The following is a 21,746-nucleotide window of genomic DNA, read 5'->3' as shown; positions in this document are numbered from 1 at the left end:
GGCTGCCGGAAGCCCGACCTCCATGTTTACTCCAGCGCGGCGAGGATGCCCTCGTGCTCTAGATAGAGGCAGTTTTCGAGAGCTGATATTAGCGGGGGCGCCTCACCACATATCGGGTTTGGGGAGCCGGCTCAGTCCGCGGTGCAGCTGCTCCAATGCATACTCCCAGGGGATGCGCTCCTGCTCCAGACGAAGCCCGCCCAGCTGCTCCAGTGCAGCGAAACCGTCCCGCTCCGTACCTGTGAGGTGATCGGGCAGGGTACGCGGGGCGTCTTTACGGTCCGGCCCGGCCAGATCACGGTGGGCAGCGAGCGTGGTGCGGTCCATCATCACCGAATGGGTGTGGGGCAGCTGGCCACGCACCGCAGACAGGATCCGGTATCCGTCCACGTCCAGGTCTCCCCAGTACAGCAGCGGGGCATCGCCCAGCCATGCAATGTCTCCCAGCCTTCGGCCGGCATAGCCTGCGCTGTGGACGGCCACCGCACCAGGAATCTCAGGCAGGGCCAGCAGAGTCTGCAGGTTCTCCACCACCACGACGCTGCCCGGCACCACACTCATCCGGCTCAGCTCAGCTGCCGGGGCAGCCAGGTCGCGCAGATTGCCCGGGGCGAGTTCCGGGTCCAGGAACCGCAGCCGGATCAGGCCTGGCGGCTCCAGCAGCCCCAATGATGAAGTGCCCGCGGCTGCGGCGTAGAGCGGATCGACCAGTGTGGAGTGCTTCTCCAACCACTTGGAGTCCACCCCGCGGATGGGCATCTGGCGGGGGTAGATGCCGGGCTGAGGGTTCTTCAGCAGCCACTCCAACGCGTCCCGGACTCTGACGTAGTTGGCCTGGTCCAGGTCGGCGATCTTCTTCGCCCGCCTCCGCAGCGCATCGGTGATCTGCTCCACCGGCGCCGCATCAGTGTCCTGGTGCGAGTTAAGGAGAATACGGAGCTCTGCCGCCCGGGACTCTGCGGCCTGCCAGTGGCCTTTCCGGGAGACGAAGGCGGCCGCGTCGTAGGGTTCGGTGAGCACCAGCCGGGTAGGCATGCGCTGGGTGCCGGCATTGGCCCATTGCCGGGACTCCCAGACCAGGCGCCCGCCGTCACCGAGTCCGCGCTCGGCGACTCGCCAGTCTTTGATCCAGTCCGCAACCGACCCCGGATCCGCGAGCACCTTCTCCTGAGTGGGCGGGTGCAGCGGAATATCCACCACCGGCTCCGCTGCCCCCAGGACCGTCCATTCGGGCATCTTTCGCTCGTACAGCCGGGCCACGCGTTCCCGGGCTTCTGCCGGAGTGATCACGGCTCCGCCCCAAAGAGGGTATCGTCCGCTGTCCTCTCCGCCGTGCCGGCTCCGTTGCTTCCAGGCTCCCCGGCATCTGAAGAGCCCGCGTCGTCATTCTCTGCTCTGCCGGCAGCCAGCCGCTGATCGTCGAAGGCCACCGGAGAGGCGTAGGAGTGCTGGCCGTCCGGGCTGGTGACCAGGGCGATGCCGCCGACGTAGTTCTCCAGCACCTGCAGCATCTTCAGCGGGGTGGCCAGGATCATGTGGAATCCGAACTCGGCGAAGATGTCCAGGGCCATCCGGGTGAACCGCGCGTCAGCCTTGTCGAAGGCTTCATCCATCACGATCGAACCGTAGCTGGGGAGGTCTTCAGTCTCGCGGGTCAGCTGGTAGCGCAGCGCCGCGGCCAGGCAGAACACCACCAGCTTCTGCTTCTGGCCTCCGGAGCGCCCGCGACCGGAGTCGTAGTAGTCCAGCACCTCGCCGTGACTGTCCTGCTCCAGGCCCAAAAACTTTACGTGGCGCCGGGTGTCCAGGCAGTGGGATCGCCAGGTGCGGTCAGCGGCCTCGGAAGAGCCCAGCGCATGCATGACCTTCCGCAGCACCTCGAACCGCTGCTCTGCCTCGTCGGCAGACTCTTCCATGGCCAGCGCACCGCTGGTGATCGTGTTCAGGTCCGCCAGGAACTGCTTCACCATGGCAGGGCGGGCCTCCTGCACCTGGATCTGCAGGTAGCGGCCGGGGGCGAACTGGCTGCGCAGCAGCGACTCGTTGATCGGGTCCACGCGGCGGCGGATCTCCCGCGGGGCGCTGCGGATGCGTTCAGCCAGCAGGCCGATGTTCTGCTGGGACTGTTCCTTCAGCATCTGCAGGAACCGGGCCTCAAAGTCAGGCAGCCGGTCAGCGCGCAGAGTGCCCAGCAGCTCGAGGTATCCGCCCCGGGCTTCAACCCCCTCCCCCAGGTCCCCTGCCGCCGCGGGCCAGTCATTGCGGAAGTTCACCGTGATCTCGGTGATCCGCTGAGCGGCGGCGCTCTGTTCCTCTGCGGCTGCGCGGATCCGTGCGTTCAGAGCGTTGGCGACCCGCCGGGCATCGGTCTCGATGCTGTGGTGCGTCACGGTGCGCTGGGTGCGGTGCTCGGCGAACTCCGCCCGCAGCGCCTCGGCTGTTCCCTCCGGCACCTGCCCGATCTGCTCACCGTCCAGCTCAGCAACGGCTGCCTGCAGCCGCTGAAGCTCGCTGGTGGCGGCGGCCAGCGTCTGGGAAGCCTGCTGCCAGTGCTCCTGGGCCTTCTGCAGCGCCTGTTCCGCCTCAGCCGCCTGCGCCTGAGCCTTCCGGAGGTCACCGTCACCGGCCAGGAGGGTCGCCCGGTCGGACTCCGCAGCAGAGAGTGCCTTCTTCCGGGTGGTGACATCCACTGCTGACCATTCGACTCGCAGCACCTCTTCCAGTGCGGTGAGCCGTCGGCGCTGGGCCTGATCGGCGCGGACCAGGGTGCCGAGCTCCTCGTCCAGCTGGGCGATCTCGGCCTCAGCGGCTCGGCGCAGCTGGAGGTAGTGCTCCACCTTGGCGTCGTTAGTGAACCCGAGGACCCAGGTCCGCCGGTCGTCCACCCGAGAGGTGTCGTCCTTCTCGAAGGAGCGGGGCCCGCGTTTGACCTGCCCGGCCCGGGTGACACCGCGGTCGGTCTCCGCCAGCTGCTGCGGGTTCTCCACGCACCGGTAGTCGAAGCGCCGGGCGAGCTCATACCGCAGCCAGCTCTGAACCGAGGACGGCGCCTCCCCCACCTCGACCCGGTACACCAGGGACTCTGCCGACTCAGGCTTCACCGGAGCCGGCGACTCCGCAGGAATCGTCTCGAACCGCAGCCGGGCGCCCAGGTGGTGGGCCTCTACAGCGGCACTGACTGCGAACTCATGGGCGGCCGGCACCAGCATGACAGTGGCCAGCGGCCGCAGGACACGTTCAATTGCGCCGGTCCACTCAGCATACTCATCACGGACCTTCAGCAGTTCCGCGGCGAAGGGCAGCGACTTCTCCGGCACACCTGCCGCCTGGGCAATCAGGGTGCGGGCCGCCATGAGACGTTCGCCCACATTGGACCGCGAGCGCTTCATCGCCTCCAGTTCGCGGTCGATCTCGGCCAGAGTCTTCTGCGCCTCGGCTTTGCGGCCCATCACCTCCTGCGCGGCCTCCCGCTGTGAGGACTCGGCCTCGCCGGTGACAGCCAGCTCCCGCTCAGCAGTACGTTTCAACTCAGCCAGCTCGGCGGCGGATGCGGGCACCGGCATCTCCGCGGCGGACAGCCGTTCCTTCAGCAGCGCCAACTGCGACTGGGCAGCCTCAACCGCCTCGCCGCGGGTGCGGATGGTCTCCTCCAAGGACTCCAGCCGGACTCCGCCGCGCTGCTCCACAGCAGCCAGGGCCTGCCGCTGCTGTGAATCAGCAGCCTTCTGTTCGGCGGCAGCCGCCTCCACCTGCGCCTGGGCATCATCCACTGCCAGAACAGTCTTGGCCTGCGCATCCTGCAGCAGCTGCAGCTTCCACCCTCGGGTGAAGTCCTCCAGTGCTTCTGCCAAGGCCACTGCCCGCCGCTCTGCCGCCATGGCTTCGTCGTAGGTGGTGCTGACCTGCTCCAAGGGCTCCAGGTGTTCGATCTGCCGCCGGGCGCGCACCACTGCCTCGTGCGCCTCAGACAGCTCGCTGAACTGTTCGACCGCCCGGTCGGCCAGCGTAAAGGTCTCCGGCTCGTCCAGCATGAAGTCGCGGAACAGGTCGTCCAGGGAGCCGAGGTTCTTCGCCGCCTGGGTGCGGTGCAGCAGCAGGGTGGCGCGTTCACCCACGATGCCCAAATCACGGGTGAACCGGGCGGTGAAGCGCTTGTGCTGCTTGTGTACGTACGCAGCTGGGTAGTCCTTCTTCAGCTCGCGCTCCTTCAGCCCGTCACGGGCATAGGGCTGCAGATCCATCAGGGTGACCGGGGCTTCGGCGATGATGTGCAGCTCCGAGACGTCAGCCGGCACGGAGGCGCCGCGCTTGGCGTGAAAGAGCTTGACCAGATGCGTCTGCTTCCCGGCCCCGTTGCCGTAGCGCAGCAGGATGCCCGACCAGGTGCCGCCCTTCTCCTTCCCCGCAGCATCCCGCGGGGGTCTCAGGTACTGGGTGGTGATTTCCCCGGAGTCAGCGTCGGAACCGCGGCTGTAGGCTCCGCGCACATAGGTCAGCACGGTGCGGTCCGCTCCGCCACTGCTACCGTCGGCGGCCGCGGCGTTGAAGGAGGCCCGCATCCGCGGGGTCAGCACGGCGGTGATCGCGTCGACCACCGAGGACTTCCCCGACCCGGAGTGCCCGGTGAGCAGGAACCCCTTGCGCGGCACCTCGATGACGTGGTGGCCGTGGAAGGTGCCCCAGTTGACCAGCTCGATCCGGTCCAGCCTCCACTGGCCGGCCAGCAGCTGCCCGTCACTCATCCTGGCTCACCTCCTGAAACTCTTCATCATGCTCACTGCCGGCCGCCGCGGCGTCGCTTTGCTCACGACCTTCAATCGCCTCAGGAGCCTCGGCACGAGCGCCGTACTCCACTCGGCTCAATCGGTCGTCGTCGTTGTCTTCATTCTCACCCGGGCCCCCGAGATCCTGACCTTCCGGTGCCTGACCACGCATGACGGCGTACTCCGCCCGCACCGCTTCGATCTCCTCCGGGCCGAAGATCAGCCGCAGCACCGGGGAGATCTCGAAACGCCCATCAGCAGCAGAGGTCGCGGTGCGCAGCAGGATCCCGTACTTGTCCATCTTGGTCCAGGAGGCGTCGATGCGCTTGGCGAAGCCGGCGTCGTCGGTGGAGTACTGGCCGCGGTAGGCCTGAAGGTGTTCGTAGACCTCCTCCTTGCCCACGATCACCCGCCCGGCCCCGGACCCGGAGACCAGTTCGCGACGCAGGTGCAGCAGCATGGCGGTGTCCATCAGGGTCAGCGGGGCGGTGCGCACCACTTGTGGGGCATCGCCTGAGTACGTCTCCGCATTGCGCACGAACGCCACCCCGCGCTCGTCGTCGATCACCAGGTCCAAGAACATATCGGCCAGCCGGGAGCGGATCTCGGCGGCATCGCCCAGCAGTGCCCGCCAGTTCTGCGGCTGCTTCTCCGCGGAGACATAGGGCCCTTTGATCAGCGCGCCCAGGGCCCGGCGGGAGGGTTCGCGCAGGGTCCCGGCGTCACGGTCCCACAGCTTGGCGGCCGTGCTCTCTGGGTTGTCGGTTTCGGGCACGACGCCGCCCTCTGAGGTCTCAGCGGTGGCTTCAGTCATACAACGGTCCTCTCGAACAGGTAGAGGGGGATGGTGCCGGCGCGAAGCAGTGTTGGTCCCGGCGGCGGGGAAACCCCGCTCGCCTCTCGGCTGGTTGCAGTGGCACCAGCCTCCGCGCCTAAAGCTGCCGCGTCGTCGTTGTCTGTCAGGTTTACCGGCTCCCAGGTGACAGTTTCGGTGCGCCCGGCCTCGGTGCGGGTGGCCTGCTCCTCGGCCAGGACCAGCAGCCCGACCACGGAGGCAGCGCCTTGGGTGGCAGGGTAGTGCCGCAGGACTTCGCCGATGGTGGAGGCGCCGTACTCTCCCAGGACAGCGTTGACGTTGGCGACCAGTTCTTCACGGTCGATTTCGGCTTCACGAACCTGCTGCTGCAGTGCGGCGAGGTCGGCCTCGGGCGCCTCGACGGTCTGAACCTCCTCTGCGGAGGCGGAGTCGGCCGGATTGTGCAGCCTCATGCCGGTGAAGTTCGTCACCGGCACGGAGGTGAGGTTCAGCTGAGTCTTCATCTTCCGGAAGGGTGGTGTCCCGGCGGCGAAGACCGCGTTCGCATCGGTGAGGGCCTGGCGGATGAGGTCGTTGACTCTGCGGTCCTCGGCCAGCTCCTCGGACTGGACGAACCGGCGCAGGCTGCGGGAGAGGGAGGTCATCACCTGGTGAATCTCTGCGGAGGAGTCCTGCATGGCTGGCAACAGCCGGCGCAGGCTGTAGCGCTGCCCAGGGGTCAGGCGGCGCGCGAAAGGTCTGGAGAGCAGCTGGTCGACGTCGTTCTCCAGTGCGGCGGTGCGCTCGGGGTCCAGCACCAGGGAGTAGAAGGCGCTGAACGATTTTCCGGCCTCGGACTGAGCCAGCACGTCGACCCCGGCGAAGATGTCGTCCAGCACAGTGCCGCGGGATTCTGGGTCCTCGATCAGCTGGGCGCGCAGCCGCCGGTTGATCTCCTCCAGCTCGGTACGCAGCCGGGCGAAGTCCTCTGGAAGCTCTGCGGCCAGGGACAGCGCATCGGCGGCCTGCTCTGCGGCCTTATCTTCGGGGATCGTATCGTCCTCGCCGGCCTGAAGGCGCGCAATCTGAGCGTCGATCTTCTCCCGCTCCGCACGCAGGGCCTCAATCCTGCGGGTGGTGTCGGGGTCAGTGTCTACGGTGAGCCGGTGGACTCGCTCCACGATGGTACTCAGCCTGGATTCGGTGACTGTGGTGCGCGGCGATGCCAGATCTTGGACGAACCGGATGGCCGAGAGCGCACCCTCGGAGAGGGCGTAGAGCTCCTCCCGTGCAACGCCGGTGCGGCGAATCAGGAATCGCGCACTGAGCCAGGTCCGCACGTATTGAACAGCCGTCTGCGGCAGGTCGAACTGACCCATATCGCGCAGCTCGGTGAGGTCCGCCTCAACTGCTTCGAACAGGTCGGAGGCCGGCAGTTCACGGCGCTCTCCGGCCAGATGCTCGCCGAGGATCGCCACGGCCACCGGCGCATTCTGCTGCCGCAGCAGAGCGAGGGCGGGATTGTCGCTGATGAGCTTCCGCGCCCCCAGCGCCGTCCGAACTACTGTCATCCGCCCAGCCTAGCCCGGCTCAGGGGCACTCTGGCCCCCCGACCGGCCCGTTCAGACATCAACTATTCGCAGCTGCTTTCCCGCCGCCTGCGTCACCTGCTCGATCTGTGTCCGGTTGGATGTCACCACGTGATCACTACGACGCAGCCCCCCTTCGACCACACTGACATCTACTGGGTCGCTGACCCCGGATGCAGCCGACAACCTGCCAACTTCGCGAGCCTGCGATTGAGTCAAGTCCTCGATTCGGCAGCTCTTGAGCAGCAGCGAGAGTTTCGGCTGCGGTCCGCCGCGCCATGCTTCGGCAAGAACGCCCGCGGGGACCGTTGGCCTCTCGTCCTGCTGCAACGCCCTCTTGTGCAGCGCCCACACCAAAGGTGAATCCCGTTCAGCACCGATGAGCGCACCAGTGTCATAGGTCAGGCCGAGATTCATCACGCGGCCTCCTTCTGCACATCACCGGCCTGCCCAGGGTCCTCAAACTGGTCCCGTTCACCCCTGAGGATCTCCTCAGCCTGATCTTGTGCCCACTGGGGAATCGGCCCATAGGTCGCCTCATATTCCTCAACGGCAGCCAGTCCCTCCAATATGCGGACTCGGTGCTCAGCATGTTCGGCCAACCAGGACGAAAACGTCTTGCCTTCAGCCTCTGCATGCTTCTCTATCTGCGCAGCCAGGTCCGCGGGCAGAGACACAGACTTCTTCACTACACCCATAGCCTCCATGGTACTACCAGCGGTGCTACCGCCCTCAACAGTCACAGTCATCGTCATCATCTCCTTCAATCTCTGTTCTGGATGCGTGACTCCTTTCACACTAGAACCACCCCCGGAGATGCTCCCGATCCTGCTGAAATCGCCTCTTACACCTCTGCCCTAATCGCGCCCCTTGCCAGCGCAGCGACCCCAAGATGAACGCCCCGGATGCGCGTGGGGCCGCGCATCGAGCCGGCCATAATCTCCAGAGTCTCCAGGGTCGCACTGTGCGGCTGCGGCGGCGCGAACATATGGCGACCATCCCGCCACCCGAGGCCATACATCATCTCGCTGATCTGATCCTTCCAGTGTTCTGCTGGGCTCTCCGCACCCACAGTGGCCAATGCGGTCCACCCAGCATGCCGCTCGGCAGGCTTCCTTCCGAGTGGCAACCTCTTGCTGATGTGCTCAACCATCGCTTGGGGATCAGCGCCAGCGCCTCGCGCGACTCTGGTCGGGGTGATCCGGCCACTCCGCACAGCCACTAGGCCCAGCTGACGAGCGAGGTCTCGAAGCTGCCAGATGGGCCAGGTGAGATCCTCTCGATTGACTTTGCCGATCCACCACTCAGTGAGCCCGGTTGCTTGCGCCAGCTGTTTCACCAGGGTCGGCTTGAGGTATCCGGATGCGGTAAGTGGTTGTCCCTCTCCAATGACGTCCAGCAGTGCTCGGAAAGGCTCGGTGATCCGGGCAGCTTCTTCACCGTCCAATCGGGTGGTCCCGTAGCTGGCCGGATGCGCCAGCGTGTCGCGCAGCTGGCGGGCTCCGCGGTTTGCTGACAGATCGAGCAACGAGGCAAGCTCCTCGGTCACGGCCACTGGATCAGCAGTGACCCAGGAGATCCTCTCGTTGATCTCTGCGAGGTCAAATTCGTCGGGATGCCATGCTTCCGGCAGCCAGCTCAATGCATCGCCTTTCGATGGGAAGACGTGAGGGAGTCTGGCGTCGTCGTAGTCACTGCGGACCCATTCCGCCAGTTCGGTGTAGCCCCAGACTCCCCCGCAGTCTTCAGGCGGGCAGGCCAGCTTGCCTTTGATGCACACGGGCGCTGTTGGCGGCTCATCCAGCACTGCTTCTACGCGCAGCCGGTGCCGCCAGCCGTCGCCGAAGTCATAGTCATACCAGAGCCGGTCCCCCACAGCGGCCAAGACCTGATCGAGCCGGACATCGTCTTCCACTATGCCCTCATCCCCCTCGTCCAGATCGAACTGGGTGAGGAACTCGCCGGCGTCGGGGCCTGTTCCGGTGCGGAACTTGTGCAGGTGGCTGTCCGTCCAGCCCATCGCCTCCTGAATCACCACGTGAAGTCGAGGCAGCGTGATGCCGCCTGGCAGGTCCAACCGACGCCAGACAGGCGGCTTGGTGTCGAGAAGATCGAGCCTCACGCGAAAACCGCGCGTCACGTCCGGCACCGGGCGAAGCTGTGGTTCCGGCCGTTTCCAGTACGGGTACTGACCAGCCATACCCATCAACACATCCTGCAGGTGTTGCAGGAAGTCTCCAGAATGTAGCTTTTCGATTTCTTCCGGGTGGAGTTCATGACTCGACATGCCCCTATCCTGCTACAGCCGCCATAGGTTCTCGAGTTCCTCACCAGCGGTCGGCGCGGGGCCTCGGCTGGCAGATCGGGCAGAAGTAGGAGGAGCGGTTCATGAACTTCTCCCGCCGGACGGTGCCCCCGCATCGCGAGCATTCCCGACCGGGACGCCCGTAGACCTCCAGGGAACGCTCGAAGTAGCCTGAGGCGCCGTTGACGTTGACGTAGAGCGCATCGAAGCTGGTCCCTCCGGCGGCGAGCGCAGCCTGCATCACCTCGCGCAGGGACTCCAGCAGCAGCCCCGCCTGGGCGCGGGTCAGGGTTTCAGTGCGGCGTGCGTAGTGCATCCGGGCAAGCCAGAGCGCCTCATCGGCGTAGATGTTGCCCACTCCTGAGATCACCGTCTGGTCCAACAGAGCCCGCTTCAACCCGGTACGACGCCGCCTCATCACCTGGAAGAGCCATTCCGTAGTGACTGTCTCTTCCAGCGGGTCAGGAGCGATATGGGCAGCCACTTCCGGGATCAGACGTCCAGAACCCGGTGCTGCGGTATCCGGCCCCAGTGGGGAGAGCTGCATCCCGCCGAAGATCCGCTGGTCAATGAATCTCAACTGGCTCGGCAGCTGGTGCTGGGGTCCCGCGCCGATCCGCTCTCCCAGATCCAGGGTGATCTTCAGGTGCTTCTCGGCAGGAGCCTCGCTGTGCTCGATGAGTACCTGCCCGCTCATGCCCAGGTGGATGACCAGGGCGGGGTGGGCGGCGTCGTGGTCATTTCTCAGCGGTATCCACAGGAACTTGCCGCGGCGCTGCGGTTCCCCGAGCACGGCCCCGGTCAGCTGGCGGGTGAACGCTTCCGGCCCTTCAGCGAACCGGCGCAGGCTGCGGGCATCGTGGACCTGCACCTGCTCGACCCGCCGGCCGGCGGCCCACTGTTCCACGCCGCGGCGCACCACCTCGACCTCCGGCAGCTCAGGCATATCCGCTGACTCCTCGCATTTTGCTCACTGTTCTCCGCGGACCATGCGGATCTCCACCACACCCTTGAGCGCCTCGGCCCCGCGGTCCTCGCGGAGGTCCTTCTCCGCACCGTCCGGGGCGAACCCGTGTCTGCGGTAGAAAGCCTGGGCGCGGGGGTTGTCCTTGAGCACCCACAGCGAGGCGGATTTGTCGTTAAGCAGCTCGTTGAGCATGTCATCGGCCGCACCGGTGCCGTGGTGGCCGGCCAGCAGGTAGATGGCGTAGAGCTCGTGCTCGGCCTCCACCTCCTCCTCGCGGGGAGGTCCCATCTGCGCCAGTCCGACGATCTCCCCGTCCACCTCTGTGACCCGGGTACGTGCCCGGTGGGCGGGGTCGGCCAGCATCTGACGCCAGGACTCGGTGCGCCGCTGCAGCGCCTCTTCGTTCCAGAACTGGTCAGGGAGGATTCCTGAGTAGGCCTCTTTCCAGGACTGCACGTGCACGGCGGCGATCTGCGGGGCCTCATCCATCCGGGGGTGCCGGATGGTGTACTCGCCGCTCACCGGGGGCTTCCCTTCCGGAGCATGCGCAGGATGGGGTGCCCGCCGATATTCTCCAGAATCTTCACTGTGCCGTCCGGTGCATAGCCGTGCTTGCGGTAGAAGGCGATGGCCCGGGGGTTGTTCTCCATCACCCACAGGTACGACGCCGCCTGCTCCGGGTTCAGCTCCGCCAGGAGCCTGGTTGCCAGCCCGGTTCCGTAGGCCTCTGAGAGGACGTAGAGACGGTGCAGCTCAGCGGGAACCGGAGCGTCTTCATCCCGGGGTCTGCCGAAGATCCCGAACCCCAGCACCTGCTCCCCGTGCTCAGCGATGCGGATCTGCCACCCGGAGTCCCCCCGGGCATAGACGCTCAGTTGCTCGCTCCACTGCCGGACCCGCTCTTCCACCGTGTTCCGTGCGGCCATCCATTCCGGCGGAAAGTAGTGCGCATAGGCCTCGGCGGCTGCGATGGAGTGTGCCAGTGCAACCCTTTCGGCGTCTTCTACCCCGGGCTCCCTGATGACCATCTGTTCCAGCTGTTTGAGCACCTGACCAGGATAATGCTCTCCGGCTCAGAGCGGAGAGCCGTAGGTAAAGCGGAACCGGCCGGCGGAGACGAGGGTGAAGAGCAGGAAGGTCGCTCCCATGGCGGGGCCGACGAGTCGGCTGGTCGGCCACTGCTCACCGCGCCCTAACGAACTATGACAGCGCCAACCACCTGGATCTGCTCGCTATGCCGCCTGATCCGCTGGCATCCGTCGGTAGGCTGTGGCACGGCCGGAACCGAACTTCTCCACCGTCAGCCCCTCAAGTTCGTTCAATGCCTTCTGCGCAGTGTTTCGGGAGACCCCGCCCAGTTGAGCCAGATCGCGAGTACGCATCGTCGAATGCGTGGTGAACCACTCGTCAACGATTCTGTGCAGGTCCTGTGGGTCAGTCGAGCCGTAACGGAAGAACTGCCGCAGCGGATCTGCCGCCTCAAGATGGGCAATGAGCCCCCGGGCCGCCGGGCTGAGCACCCACACGTCCTCATACGGCACCACCAATGCCTCCCCCTTGACACTGGTCTGTGTGGCAATCCGCAGCGCCACCTCAGCACCTTGTCGGTCCCGATGCAGTATTCGCGCTGCTGTGGGGACGTCGATGAACGCATGATGGAACAGGTGATCCAGGATCAGCGCCAAGCGCGGATCCCGCTGCCGCTCCACAGGACGGACGGCGTCAACGAACTCCACCACTCCCCGAACCGGCTCTCCTCCGACCAGGGTCGCCTCCACGTGAGGGCCGGCTGTTTCGACGATGCTGGGCACCCGGTGTCCCAGCACGATCATCGCCTGAAACATCCGGTCGACGCCCAGGCCCTCCTTCTCCACCATCCCTAATGCTCGAAATGCATCCGCCAGGGCCGGATATCGTGCATGCCGCTCTGCCAGGATGTTCTCCGAGGTGACTCCGCCGGTGAACGCCCCCGGGCTGCGCACCTCCAAGATGCTGTCCACATCGAACCAACGCACCTGCGTGGGTTCCGGGCTGCCCCAATCTCGGTGTATCAGTCCGTTGAGAATGGCCTCCCGGGCTGCGCTGCGAGGTACTCTGCGAACACTGCGGTGAGTGAACCCCCGCTCCAGCGTCACATGATCATTAGCGATGTCCAGTGCAGCCTGAACCCGCTCTAGCTGCTCGAGCAGGCTCTCATCTGCGGCGGGCTGCATCCGGTTAGTGACCTGGCCTCCCTGAATATCCAAGAGAGTCAGTTCCACTAGTACCCGGCCGGCAGGCGTGAGAAGCAGCTCACCGGCGATCGATAGATGCTCTCCTCGCAGCACCCCGATCCGCTGAAGGGTCTGGCGTTCGTCCAGGGGCTCTCCCTCGGGGCTGAGCTGCGCAGTGAGGAGCTTCCAGGCGCCCGGGGTGATCGCTGCGGGGGACGCAGACGACTCCGCTGCCATCACATCGACGTTCAACGCCTCCTGTCGGTGAATCCACCACTCTGAGCGGTCAACCGGGACACAACGGTCACCAACCCGCCACCGGATTCGGTCGCTGGTGTCCTCTACGACTGTGGGAGACTCCGCGACATATATGGCCAGGATTCGCTGCCCCGCCACTCTATGCGCCTCGATGTAGGGTGCGACGTCGACTGCCCGGTGAATCGCCTGCCGCAGCCACTCCCGGTCCAGAGCTGTACCCAGAATGCGTCCTGTGCCATCTTCGACACCGAGAATCAGCACACCCCCGCCACGGGTGTTTGCGAGGCATGCGACTTCATCCGCGAGCTTTGTTGCAGCTTCCTGGTTTTGGGACTGCCCTGGTTCAAGCTGTCCACGGACTCTCCGCCCAGCCTCCTCCTTGAAGTCGAGGTCCTCTCGCTCCTTCAAAGGAGGAAGATGCCCGTCCAGCTCAGCTCCAACGAGATCCTGCACCACCTTCTGCAGCTCACGCCGACGCTGTGGTCCGAAGGTCGCCATCCCGGTCCTCCTTCTCTCCCCCAGATATAAGCCTGTGCCGACTCCTTGAGAGAAAGATTACCTGTTTTCTCTCAAGGTTTGTGGTGTTTGAGAGAAACGTGAGAGAAAAGTGGGACGTTTTCTCTCACGCCCGAGTCAATCAAGGCAAAACGTGAGAAAGTACGACGCCGCCCCCGTCACCTCTAAAGGGCGCGGGGGCGGCGTCGTGATCTATGTAGTTATGTGCTGCCTGCGGCAGCGCGGGATCAGCTGTCCTGGTTCAGGACGAAGGCCACGTCGAGCTCGATCTTGACGTTGTCGGAGACCAGCACGCCGCCAGCCTCCAGGGCAGCGTTCCAGGTCAGGCCGAACTCCTTGCGGGAGATGGTGGTGGAGGCGGAGAAGCCGGCGCGGGTCAGCCCGAAGGGATCCACAGCCTGGCCGCCGAACTCGACCTCGAAGGTCACAGTCTTGGACACACCACGAATGGTCAGCTCACCAGTGAGATCGAAGACCTCGCCGGAGGGGCTGATGCCGTTGGCCTCGAAGGTCAGCTCCGGGTACTGCTCAGCGTTGAGGAAGTCCTCGCCACGTACGTGGGCATCGCGGTCGTCATTCTTGGAGTTGAAGGACTCGGCGCGGACCACAGCCTTGACGTCTGCGGAGCCGTCCTCCTTGGCCTCCAAGGTGCCGGTGGCTTCCTCGAAGATGGCGCGCACGCGGGAGATGCCGGCGTGACGCACGCTCAGGCCGATCTCGGAGTGTGATCCGTCCAAGGTCCAAGTGCCGGGGGTCAGGGAAACTGCCATGATTGATGATCTCCTTCTTGAGAGCTTGGGCTGCTGTTCAGCGCCAGTATGCCGCCGCGGTCTTGCGGCTCGCTCATCTGCAACTTACCGAACACTGGATTTATTTCAAATTTGTATGACTTCACGTGAAGTTCACCCAGATGTCACGCAGAGGCTCTCTGGATCAGCTCCGTGCCCAGAATGACCCGCTCCTCAACCTGGGACCCCCCAAGCAGCTTCAGCAGCATCTCTACTGCGGTGCTCGCCAGCGCTCCCACCGGGTTGACCACAGTGGTCAGCGGCGGCCGGGTCAGCTGGGCGGCCTGAGTATTGTCAAAGCCCACCACCGCTACCTCCTCAGGCACCCTCCTGCCTGCCGCCTGCAGCTCATGGATGGCTGAGACCGCCATCAGGTCACTGGCTACGAACAGCCCGTCCAGCTCAGGCACCCGGTTCAGCAGCCGCTGCATGGCCAGCGCCCCAGAGCTGGCGGTGAAGTCCCCGTGCTCCATCAGGTCAGCGGCCAGCCCGGCCTGCTGCAGAGCCTGTTGCCAGCCCAGCATCCGGTCCTCACTGGCGGCCATGTCCAACGGCCCGGTGATCGTGCCGATGCGGCGCCGGCCCGTGCTGATCAGATGTTCGGCGGCGAGCGTCCCGCCGGCACGGTTGTCCACATCCACATAGGGGATCCCTACGTCCCCGGCATAGGGCCGGCCCACATAGACCGCCGGCAGCTTGGTGGCGTGGAGCACCTGCCAGATGTGATCGTCCTTGTGGTGGGAGACCACAATCGCCCCATCGGTATAGCCACCCCGCAGATACCGTTCAATCTTCTGCGAGTTTCCGGGCTGACCCATCGCCAGCAGGACCTGCACTGGGGAATCGGCCAAGGACTGGGTTATGGCCGCCAGCAGAGCGGCGAAGAACGGGTCTGAGAACACCGTCTGCTCGGCCTCCGGAACCACTACGGCGATCGAGTCCGCCTCCGGGCGCACCAGGGAGCGGGCATTGCGGTTAGGCCGGTAGCCCAGCTGCTCGATGGCCTCCTGCACTGCCGTCCGCGCCAGGTTCCCTACCCGCGGATCGGCATTGACCACCCGGGAGGCAGTGGCGCGGGAGACTCCGGCGCGCGCGGCGACATCCTCCAGCGTGGGCAGTCTCTTGGCAGGCACAGTATCCTTCCCGGCTGCGGGCAGACCCCGCTCGCCTCGTGGCCGGCTGGCACCGGCCTTCACACCTCAGGGTCTTAGTTCACCACACCGGAGCGGGCTACTTCGGCATACCAGTGGGCACTGGCTTTGGGGGTGCGCACCTGGGTGTCGTAGTCCACATGGATAATCCCGAAGCGCTTGCTGTAGCCGAAGGCCCATTCAAAATTGTCCAGCAGCGACCAGACAAAGTAGCCTCGCACATCGGCCCCCTGCTCGATGGCCTCGTGCACCGCATGCAGGTGCCTGCGGATGTAGTCCAGCCGCTGCGGGTCATACACACTCCCATCAGGTTCGACGACGTCCTCATAGGCTGCCCCGTTCTCGGTCACGTAGAGTGCCACCCCCGCCTCGGCGGTGTACTCGGTGTGCAGCCTGACCAGCAGATCACGCAGCGCCTGCGGGTAGACCTCCCAGCCCATGGCGGTCTGCGGCAGTCCCCGGCGGGTGGAGCCCACATGCTCGGACCCCACATTGGGGTTGGGCTGCCCCTGGGCTCGGGCTGCAGCCGCAGCAGCCGGCGCCTGATCCGGCTCAGCGCCGGTGAGCAGCTCCCCGGTGTAGAAGTTGACTCCCAGCACATCGATGGGCGCTGAGATGACCTCAAGGTCTCCCGGCTGCACCAGATCCGTCGGCCAGAGCCCTTGCTGATCGGCCAGCACATCAGCCGGGTAGCTGCCGCGCAGGACCGGTTCGATGAAGAACCGGTTGAAAGCCCCGTCCAACCTGCGCGCTGCATCCTGGTCCCCGGCCGAGCTCGGGTCCGCGGGCCGGTAGTCAGTGAAGTTCAGTGTCAGGCCCAATTCAAGCTCGGGGTCCCTGGCGCGCAGGCTGCTCACGGCCAGACCGTGGCCCAGCAACAGGTGGTGGGCCGCGGCCAGGGCAGCCGAGGGCTCCGTGCGGCCCGGGGCGTGGTGGCCGTTGGCGTAGCCCAGGAAAGCTGAGCACCAGGGCTCGTTCAGCGTGGTCCAGTGCCGGACCTTCTCGCCCAGGGCCTCGTGGAGCACCTCAGCGTAGGCCTGGAACGCGTAGGCGGTATCCCGGTTGGCCCAGCCGCCGGCGTCCTCCAGGGCCTGCGGCAGGTCCCAGTGGTACTGGGTGAGCCAGGGGATGATCCCGGCGGCCAGCAGCTCATCGACCAACTCCGAGTAGAAGGCCAGCCCCTCCGGATTCACGCTGCGCCCATCGGGCATCACCCGGGACCAGGACACCGAGAATCGGTAGACCTTCAGGTTCAGCCGCTTCATCAGGGCGATATCCTCGCGGTAGCGGTGATAGTGGTCGCAGGCCACATCCCCGGTGTGCCCGGCATGCACTTTGCCCGGGGTTCTGGCGAAGGTGTCCCAGATGCTCGGGCCCCGGCCTGCGGCCTCATGCGCTCCCTCCACCTGATAGGCGGCGGTGGCCGTGCCCCACAGGAAGTCCTGCGGGAAGCTCACTGCAGTGGGGGAGGCAACGGCCTCGGAGGGGGTGGCGATAGTCATGCTTTGACAGCTCCTTGCATAATTCCGGACACCAGCTGACGGCCGGTGAAGACGAAGAGGATCAGCAGCGGCACAGTGGCCAGGGTGGCGCCGGTGAGCACCAGCGAGTAGTCCACAAAATGGGCGGCCTGCAGCTGCTGAAGGGCCACCGGGAGGGTGGGGTTCTGCGGCCCCAGCACAATGAAGGGCCAGAAGAAGTTGGTCCAGTTCATCACGAAGGTGAACAGGAACAGCATGGCCGCCGCCGGCCGCGCTGCCGGCAGGCACACATGGTAGAAGGTGCGGATCATATTGCATCCGTCCACTGTGGCGGCCTCGATCAGCTCATCTGGGATCGCCTGGCGCAGGTACTGGGTCATCCAGAACACGCCGAAGGCGGTGACCAGGGCGGGGACGATCACCGCGGTCAGCTCACCGGTCCAGCCCAGCTTGGCCATCACCTGGTAGAGCGGCACGACGCCGAGCTGGGTGGGCACTGCCATAGTGGCGATGACAAACACCAGCAGCGGCCCCGAGCCTCTGAAACGCAGCTTGGCGAAGGCGTAGCCGGCCAGTGTGGAGAAGAACACCACCGACAGTGCGGTGCTGGTGGAGACGATGATCGAATTCACGGTGGCCCGCCAGAACGGAACAGTGTCCATCACGGTGGCGGCATTGGTGAAGAAGTTCCCGCCCGGCCACAAGGGGAAAGATGTCTGCGACAGGATGGTGGCGTGGTGGGAGCCGATCAGCACCGACCACCACAGCGGGAACAGCCCACCCAGTACCACTGCGGCCAGACAGCCGTAGATGATGAAGCCGGGCCGGCGCAGGTTCCCACCGGGGGCAGAACGACGCCGCCCCCTACGCCCCAGGGTGCGCCCGGAATCTGCCTGCTCATCCACCGGAGCTATCGGTGCTGCTGCACTCATCGGGCTGCCTCCTTCTTATGCTCACGGCGCTGTGCCCTCTTCTGAGCGCGGAGCCGTGCCCGGCTGGGCTGGCGCCCCTTGCCGCCATCGGCAGTGGCGATGCGCCGGGTGATGGTGAAGTTGATGATGCCGATGGCCACGATCAGCAGGAACAGCAGCACGGCCACTGCACTGGCCCGGCCGAAGTCCGAGCGGGTCCAACCCAGCTCGTAGAGGTAGAGGGTCATAGTGCGCCACTGGCCGTCGGAGCCGCCGCGGCCAGAGTGATCGTACATGCGGGGCTCGTCGAAGATCTGCAGCCCGCCGATGGTGGAGGTGATCACCACAAAGATGATGGTGGGGCGCAGCATCGGCACGGTGACCGAGAGGAACTGGCGGACTCTGCCGGCGCCGTCGATCTCTGCCTGCTCATAGAGGTCCCGGGGAATGGCCTGCATGGCAGCCAGGAAGATCAGCGCGTTGTAGCCGGTCCACCGGAAATTGACCATCGTAGCGATCGCCAGGTGGCTGGCCAGCGAATCGGACTGCCAGCCCACCGGGTTCAGCCCGATGATCTCCAGCGCGGAGTTGACCAGGCCGAAGCGCTCTGCGAACAGATTGCCGAAGATCAGTGCCACTGCCACCGGGGTGACTACATAGGGCAGCAGCACGCCCATCCGCCAGAAGGTCTTGGCACGCAGGTGGGAGTCCAACATATAGGCGATGACGATCGCGATGAGCACCTGAGGACCGGTGGAGAGGATGAAGATGCTCAGCGTATTGCGCAGGGAGATCCAGAAGGCGCGCTCGCCCAGGATGTGCGTGAAGTTCTCGAATCCCACGAACTCGCCCTGGCCCATGATGAGGTCCCAGTCATGGGCGGCCACCCAGGCGGTGTAGAGCAGGGGGAAGAGCCCCACAATGGCGAAGAGGATGAAGAACGGGCTGATGTAGAGATACGGGGAGTACTTCCGGTCCCAGGCCGAGGCCCGGGACCGGAAGCCCATGCGGGCAGCTGAGGACATTGACTACTTCAGTGCCTCAACCTCGTCCAGGAACTTCTCCCAGGAGGACTCGGGGTCGTCCACCCCGTCCACATCCACCCGGTTCAGTGCGTCCTGGATGGCCACGTTGATCAGCAGGTAGTTGGGGCCCTTGAAGGGCTGGACCTCGATGGCTTCAGCCCGGTTGGCCAGGATCTCCCCCACCGGGGCGTCGTTGAAGAACTCATCGGTGGCCGACTGGATCTCCTCCGACTCCAGGGCCTCCACCGTAGAGGGGAAGGCGCCGATGGCCTCAAAGGCCTTGATCTGCTGCTCGGGCTCGGTCAGCCAGGCAGCCAGCTCCTTGGCCGCCTCGATGTTCTCACCCTGGGTCGGAACGGTCAGGTAGGATCCGCCCCAGTTGCCGCCGCCGCCGGGGAAGGCGTCAGCGACGTCCCAGCCCTCGACACCGTCGGCGTTGCCCTCGATGACTCCGAGCATCCAGCCGGGGCAGAGCATAGTGGCGAATCCGTCGCGCTGGAAGGCATCCGACCAGTCCCCGGACCACTGCGAGAGACCGGCGGAGAGCTCATCGTCCACACTGGCGGCCAGCAGCTGGTCATAGAGGTCCTTGACCTCGGAGTTGGTGTCGGCGATGATCTCGCCGTCCTCAGTCTCGAAGGGCACCTCGACCTGGTTGATCATGCCCTGCCAGATATTGTCCGATCCGGAGTACCAGGCGGAGTCGGAGGCAGCTACGAATTCACGGCCCAGGTCGAAGTAGGTCTCCCAATCCCCGTCCAGGGCGGCGGCGACTTCCTCGCGGTCGCTGGGCAGCCCGGCCTCCTCAAAAAGGTCTGCCCGGTAGCACAGGGCCTGCGGACCGATGTCGGTGCCGAAGCCGATCACCCGGCCCTCCTCATCGACGGCATCCTCGTACTTCCAATCCAGCCAGCGGTCGGCAGGTGCGTCCTCTGAGAGGTCCTCGAACCGGTCGGAGTACTGCATGAACTCCACCAGCCAGTCCAGCTCCACGGCCTCGATGTCGCTGGCCCCGGAGCCGGCGCCCAGGCTGTTGCGCAGTGCGTCACGAGCGTTCTCTGCGGTATCGACTTTGTTGTGTTCGATCTGGATGCCGGTGAGCTCCTCATACTCCTCGAAGAGCTCCTCATAGCCGAACTCATTGAAGGTGGTCACGCTCAGGGAGTCCGGGGCCTCACCGCTGCTGGCATTGGTCTCACTGCCGTTGCCATTGGCCTCACCGTCGGCTTCGGCGTCTCCGCCGCAGGCGGCCAGTGTCAGGACTGCGGTGATGCTCAGGGCGCCGATCTGGGCGAGCCGGTGCCGCGGGGTGGGGTGGCGGCGTCGTGCTTTGTTGAAATCTGTTGTGCTCACAGTTCCTCCTCGGGTCTCAAAATGCGAGCGTTCTGTGCAGCGGTGCTGCTGCACCACGAGAGACTGCGCTCATCGGACAGTGAGTCAGGGTCGATGCTGTGAGAGCGCTCTCACGATGTGAGGACCGTAACACTTTCCCTACGAATGTGGCAAGCATCACTGACCTGCCGCCGTTCCCCCACCGGGAAATCACCTAGTGCTTGAGAGTTTGAGCGGACCCTAAAGAGGGTGAGACAGTAGACTCTGCGCAAGAATGCCCACAGTGTGCCCGCCGCAGGCCCATGTGCCCACCCCGGCGGACGCACCCGAACCAGTGACCTGAAGGAGGTGCCTGTGGGACTGCTGGATACCCTGGAACGAGGAATTGAGAAAGCGGTCCGGGGCGCCTTCTCCGGACGCGGAGGGAGCGTCGGACCCGTGGAGATCGCCACTGCAGTGCGCCGCCATATGGACCGCGAGTCGTCCACGGCAGCCAATGGTGCCGCCCTGGTGCCCAACCTGTACAAGATCCGACTCTCGGAGGACGACTTCGCCGAGGCCAAGAAATACGGCACCGCCCTGGCCGAGGAGCTCTGCGAGGAGATCCTCCGCCACGCCGACTCCCAGGGCTACACTCTGCTGGGGCCGGTGAAGGCCACCTTTGTGAAGAACACAGAGCTGCGCCGGGGCCAGATGAGCATCGAGACCCAGACCGACCGCGATGTAAGCCCCGCCGCCACCGTGCCGCGGCCCTCCCACGCTCCGGCCGCCGGACCGACCGCCGGACCCGCAGCCACCGCCGCCCTGCCGGGCCGGATGAGCCGCTCCAGCACTGCCGCGCGGGCCACCACCGCCAGCCTGGAGCATGACGGGCGTTCCTACATGCTCAACGGCACCGCCACGGTGATCGGCCGCTCCTCCACCGCGGACATCACCATCTCGGACACCGGGGTCTCCCGTAAGCACCTGGAAGTGCTTCGAACCGGTTCCCGCTGGGTGGCCCGGGATCTGGGCTCCACCAACGGCTCCTATGTGGACGGCACTGAGCTGCGCAGCGCTGAGGCCGACCTCTTCGACGGCGCAGTGATCGCGCTGGGCAATGCGCGGATGCGATTCAGGATCGGCTGAGGGCACACCGGAGACCATGAGCGAACTCGCCATCACCGTCCTGCAGTTCGGGCTGCTGCTGCTGCTGTGGATCCTGATCCTCTCGATCATCGCCGCCCAGGGCCGCGACATGATGGTCTCCAAGCGCGCCCGCACCCGGGCCAACCGCAGCAGCCAGCCGCCGGCCCCGGCGCCTGAGCAGGGTGGCACCCCCGCCACCGTCCACCACTCAGGGCAGACTCCACGGCCCCGGCCCAAACGCCTGGTGATCTCCGAAGGGCCCCTGGTGGGCACTGAGGTGGAGCTGGGTTCAGCGCCGATCATGATGGGCCGTGCCCAGGAGTGCACTGTGGTGCTGGAGGATGATTACGCCTCCGGCAAGCACGCCCGGCTCTTTCCGCAGGGCTCCCGCTGGTTCTTGGAGGATCTGGGCTCCACCAACGGCACCTGGTTGGGCGATGAGCAGCTGACCCGCGCCTCCACAGTGGAGCCCGGGGACCGGATCCGGATCGGCAAGACTGTCCTGGAACTGAGGACCTGAACC

The 21,746-nt window shown here is 65.5% G+C and carries 19 protein-coding genes; 2 read left to right on the top strand and 17 right to left on the bottom strand.

What is annotated here, in order from left to right:
• Positions 1 to 102: 102 nt before the first annotated feature.
• The 17 genes from GNZ21_RS16225 to GNZ21_RS15230 form a co-directional block, all read right to left on the bottom strand.
• Entirely contained in the window at positions 103 to 1,290 is a 1,188-nt protein-coding gene (locus tag GNZ21_RS16225) for a Wadjet anti-phage system protein JetD domain-containing protein (protein ID WP_157325903.1), read from the bottom strand.
• On the bottom strand, positions 1,287 to 4,742 hold the full coding sequence (locus GNZ21_RS15305; RefSeq protein WP_157325901.1) for an ATP-binding protein: 3,456 nt from the start codon (positions 4,740 to 4,742) through the stop codon (positions 1,287 to 1,289). Before GNZ21_RS15305 ends, GNZ21_RS16225 begins: the two co-directional genes overlap by 4 nt.
• On the bottom strand, positions 4,735 to 5,577 hold the full coding sequence (locus tag GNZ21_RS15300) for a DUF4194 domain-containing protein (RefSeq protein WP_157325899.1): 843 nt from the start codon (positions 5,575 to 5,577) through the stop codon (positions 4,735 to 4,737). Before GNZ21_RS15300 ends, GNZ21_RS15305 begins: the two co-directional genes overlap by 8 nt.
• Complete coding sequence (locus GNZ21_RS15295; protein ID WP_157325897.1) at positions 5,574 to 7,130, bottom strand: DUF3375 domain-containing protein; 1,557 nt, start codon at positions 7,128 to 7,130, stop codon at positions 5,574 to 5,576. Before GNZ21_RS15295 ends, GNZ21_RS15300 begins: the two co-directional genes overlap by 4 nt.
• Before the next feature lie 51 nt (positions 7,131 to 7,181).
• Positions 7,182 to 7,565 (bottom strand): twitching motility protein PilT, encoded by a 384-nt coding sequence (locus tag GNZ21_RS15290; protein ID WP_157325895.1) that lies wholly within the window; start codon positions 7,563 to 7,565, stop codon positions 7,182 to 7,184.
• Positions 7,565 to 7,897, bottom strand: coding sequence for a hypothetical protein (locus GNZ21_RS15285; RefSeq protein WP_157325893.1), 333 nt, complete (start codon positions 7,895 to 7,897; stop codon positions 7,565 to 7,567). The genes GNZ21_RS15290 and GNZ21_RS15285 overlap by 1 nt, the downstream gene beginning before the upstream one ends.
• 95 nt (positions 7,898 to 7,992) lie before the next feature.
• On the bottom strand, positions 7,993 to 9,348 hold the full coding sequence (locus GNZ21_RS15280; RefSeq protein WP_229659485.1) for a plasmid pRiA4b ORF-3 family protein: 1,356 nt from the start codon (positions 9,346 to 9,348) through the stop codon (positions 7,993 to 7,995).
• A gap of 127 nt (positions 9,349 to 9,475) precedes the next feature.
• On the bottom strand, positions 9,476 to 10,399 hold the full coding sequence (gene mutM, locus GNZ21_RS15275; RefSeq protein ID WP_157325889.1) for a bifunctional DNA-formamidopyrimidine glycosylase/DNA-(apurinic or apyrimidinic site) lyase: 924 nt from the start codon (positions 10,397 to 10,399) through the stop codon (positions 9,476 to 9,478).
• A 24-nt stretch (positions 10,400 to 10,423) separates the two neighbouring features.
• Positions 10,424 to 10,942: a GNAT family N-acetyltransferase gene (locus GNZ21_RS15270; RefSeq protein WP_157325886.1), complete on the bottom strand. Its 519-nt coding sequence runs from the start codon at positions 10,940 to 10,942 to the stop codon at positions 10,424 to 10,426.
• Entirely contained in the window at positions 10,939 to 11,469 is a 531-nt protein-coding gene (locus GNZ21_RS15265; RefSeq protein ID WP_157325884.1) for a GNAT family N-acetyltransferase, read from the bottom strand. Before GNZ21_RS15265 ends, GNZ21_RS15270 begins: the two co-directional genes overlap by 4 nt.
• Positions 11,470 to 11,652: 183 nt before the next feature.
• Positions 11,653 to 13,389 (bottom strand): DUF5635 domain-containing protein, encoded by a 1,737-nt coding sequence (locus GNZ21_RS15260; RefSeq protein ID WP_157325883.1) that lies wholly within the window; start codon positions 13,387 to 13,389, stop codon positions 11,653 to 11,655.
• 245 nt (positions 13,390 to 13,634) lie between these two features.
• Positions 13,635 to 14,177 carry a YceI family protein gene (locus GNZ21_RS15255; RefSeq protein ID WP_157325882.1) on the bottom strand — a complete coding sequence of 181 codons (543 nt, stop codon included), beginning with the start codon at positions 14,175 to 14,177 and terminating at the stop codon, positions 13,635 to 13,637.
• A gap of 143 nt (positions 14,178 to 14,320) precedes the next feature.
• Positions 14,321 to 15,328, bottom strand: a complete 1,008-nt coding sequence (locus tag GNZ21_RS15250; RefSeq protein ID WP_229659480.1) for a LacI family DNA-binding transcriptional regulator — start codon at positions 15,326 to 15,328, stop codon at positions 14,321 to 14,323.
• Between the two features lie 74 nt (positions 15,329 to 15,402).
• Positions 15,403 to 16,848, bottom strand: a complete 1,446-nt coding sequence (locus tag GNZ21_RS15245) for a GH1 family beta-glucosidase (protein ID WP_157325881.1) — start codon at positions 16,846 to 16,848, stop codon at positions 15,403 to 15,405.
• Entirely contained in the window at positions 16,845 to 17,759 is a 915-nt protein-coding gene (locus tag GNZ21_RS15240; protein ID WP_157325880.1) for a carbohydrate ABC transporter permease, read from the bottom strand. Before GNZ21_RS15240 ends, GNZ21_RS15245 begins: the two co-directional genes overlap by 4 nt.
• A complete protein-coding gene (locus tag GNZ21_RS15235) occupies positions 17,756 to 18,763 on the bottom strand; it encodes a carbohydrate ABC transporter permease (RefSeq protein WP_157325879.1) in 1,008 nt (335 codons plus the stop codon). Before GNZ21_RS15235 ends, GNZ21_RS15240 begins: the two co-directional genes overlap by 4 nt.
• Positions 18,764 to 18,766: 3 nt before the next feature.
• Positions 18,767 to 20,116 carry an ABC transporter substrate-binding protein gene (locus GNZ21_RS15230; RefSeq protein WP_229659481.1) on the bottom strand — a complete coding sequence of 450 codons (1,350 nt, stop codon included), beginning with the start codon at positions 20,114 to 20,116 and terminating at the stop codon, positions 18,767 to 18,769.
• A 333-nt stretch (positions 20,117 to 20,449) separates the two neighbouring features.
• On the opposite strand from GNZ21_RS15230, the gene GNZ21_RS15225 reads away from it, so the two are divergent.
• Positions 20,450 to 21,223, top strand: coding sequence for an FhaA domain-containing protein (locus GNZ21_RS15225; RefSeq protein WP_157325878.1), 774 nt, complete (start codon positions 20,450 to 20,452; stop codon positions 21,221 to 21,223).
• A gap of 16 nt (positions 21,224 to 21,239) precedes the next feature.
• A complete protein-coding gene (locus tag GNZ21_RS15220; RefSeq protein ID WP_157325876.1) occupies positions 21,240 to 21,743 on the top strand; it encodes an FHA domain-containing protein FhaB/FipA in 504 nt (167 codons plus the stop codon).
• The last annotated feature ends 3 nt before the right edge of the window (positions 21,744 to 21,746 follow it).

Source organism: Nesterenkonia alkaliphila, assembly GCF_009758175.1.
Lineage (GTDB): Bacteria > Actinomycetota > Actinomycetes > Actinomycetales > Micrococcaceae > Nesterenkonia > Nesterenkonia alkaliphila.
Note: the sequence above shows the minus strand (reverse complement) of the source record. Positions and strands in the feature narration are given on the sequence as shown.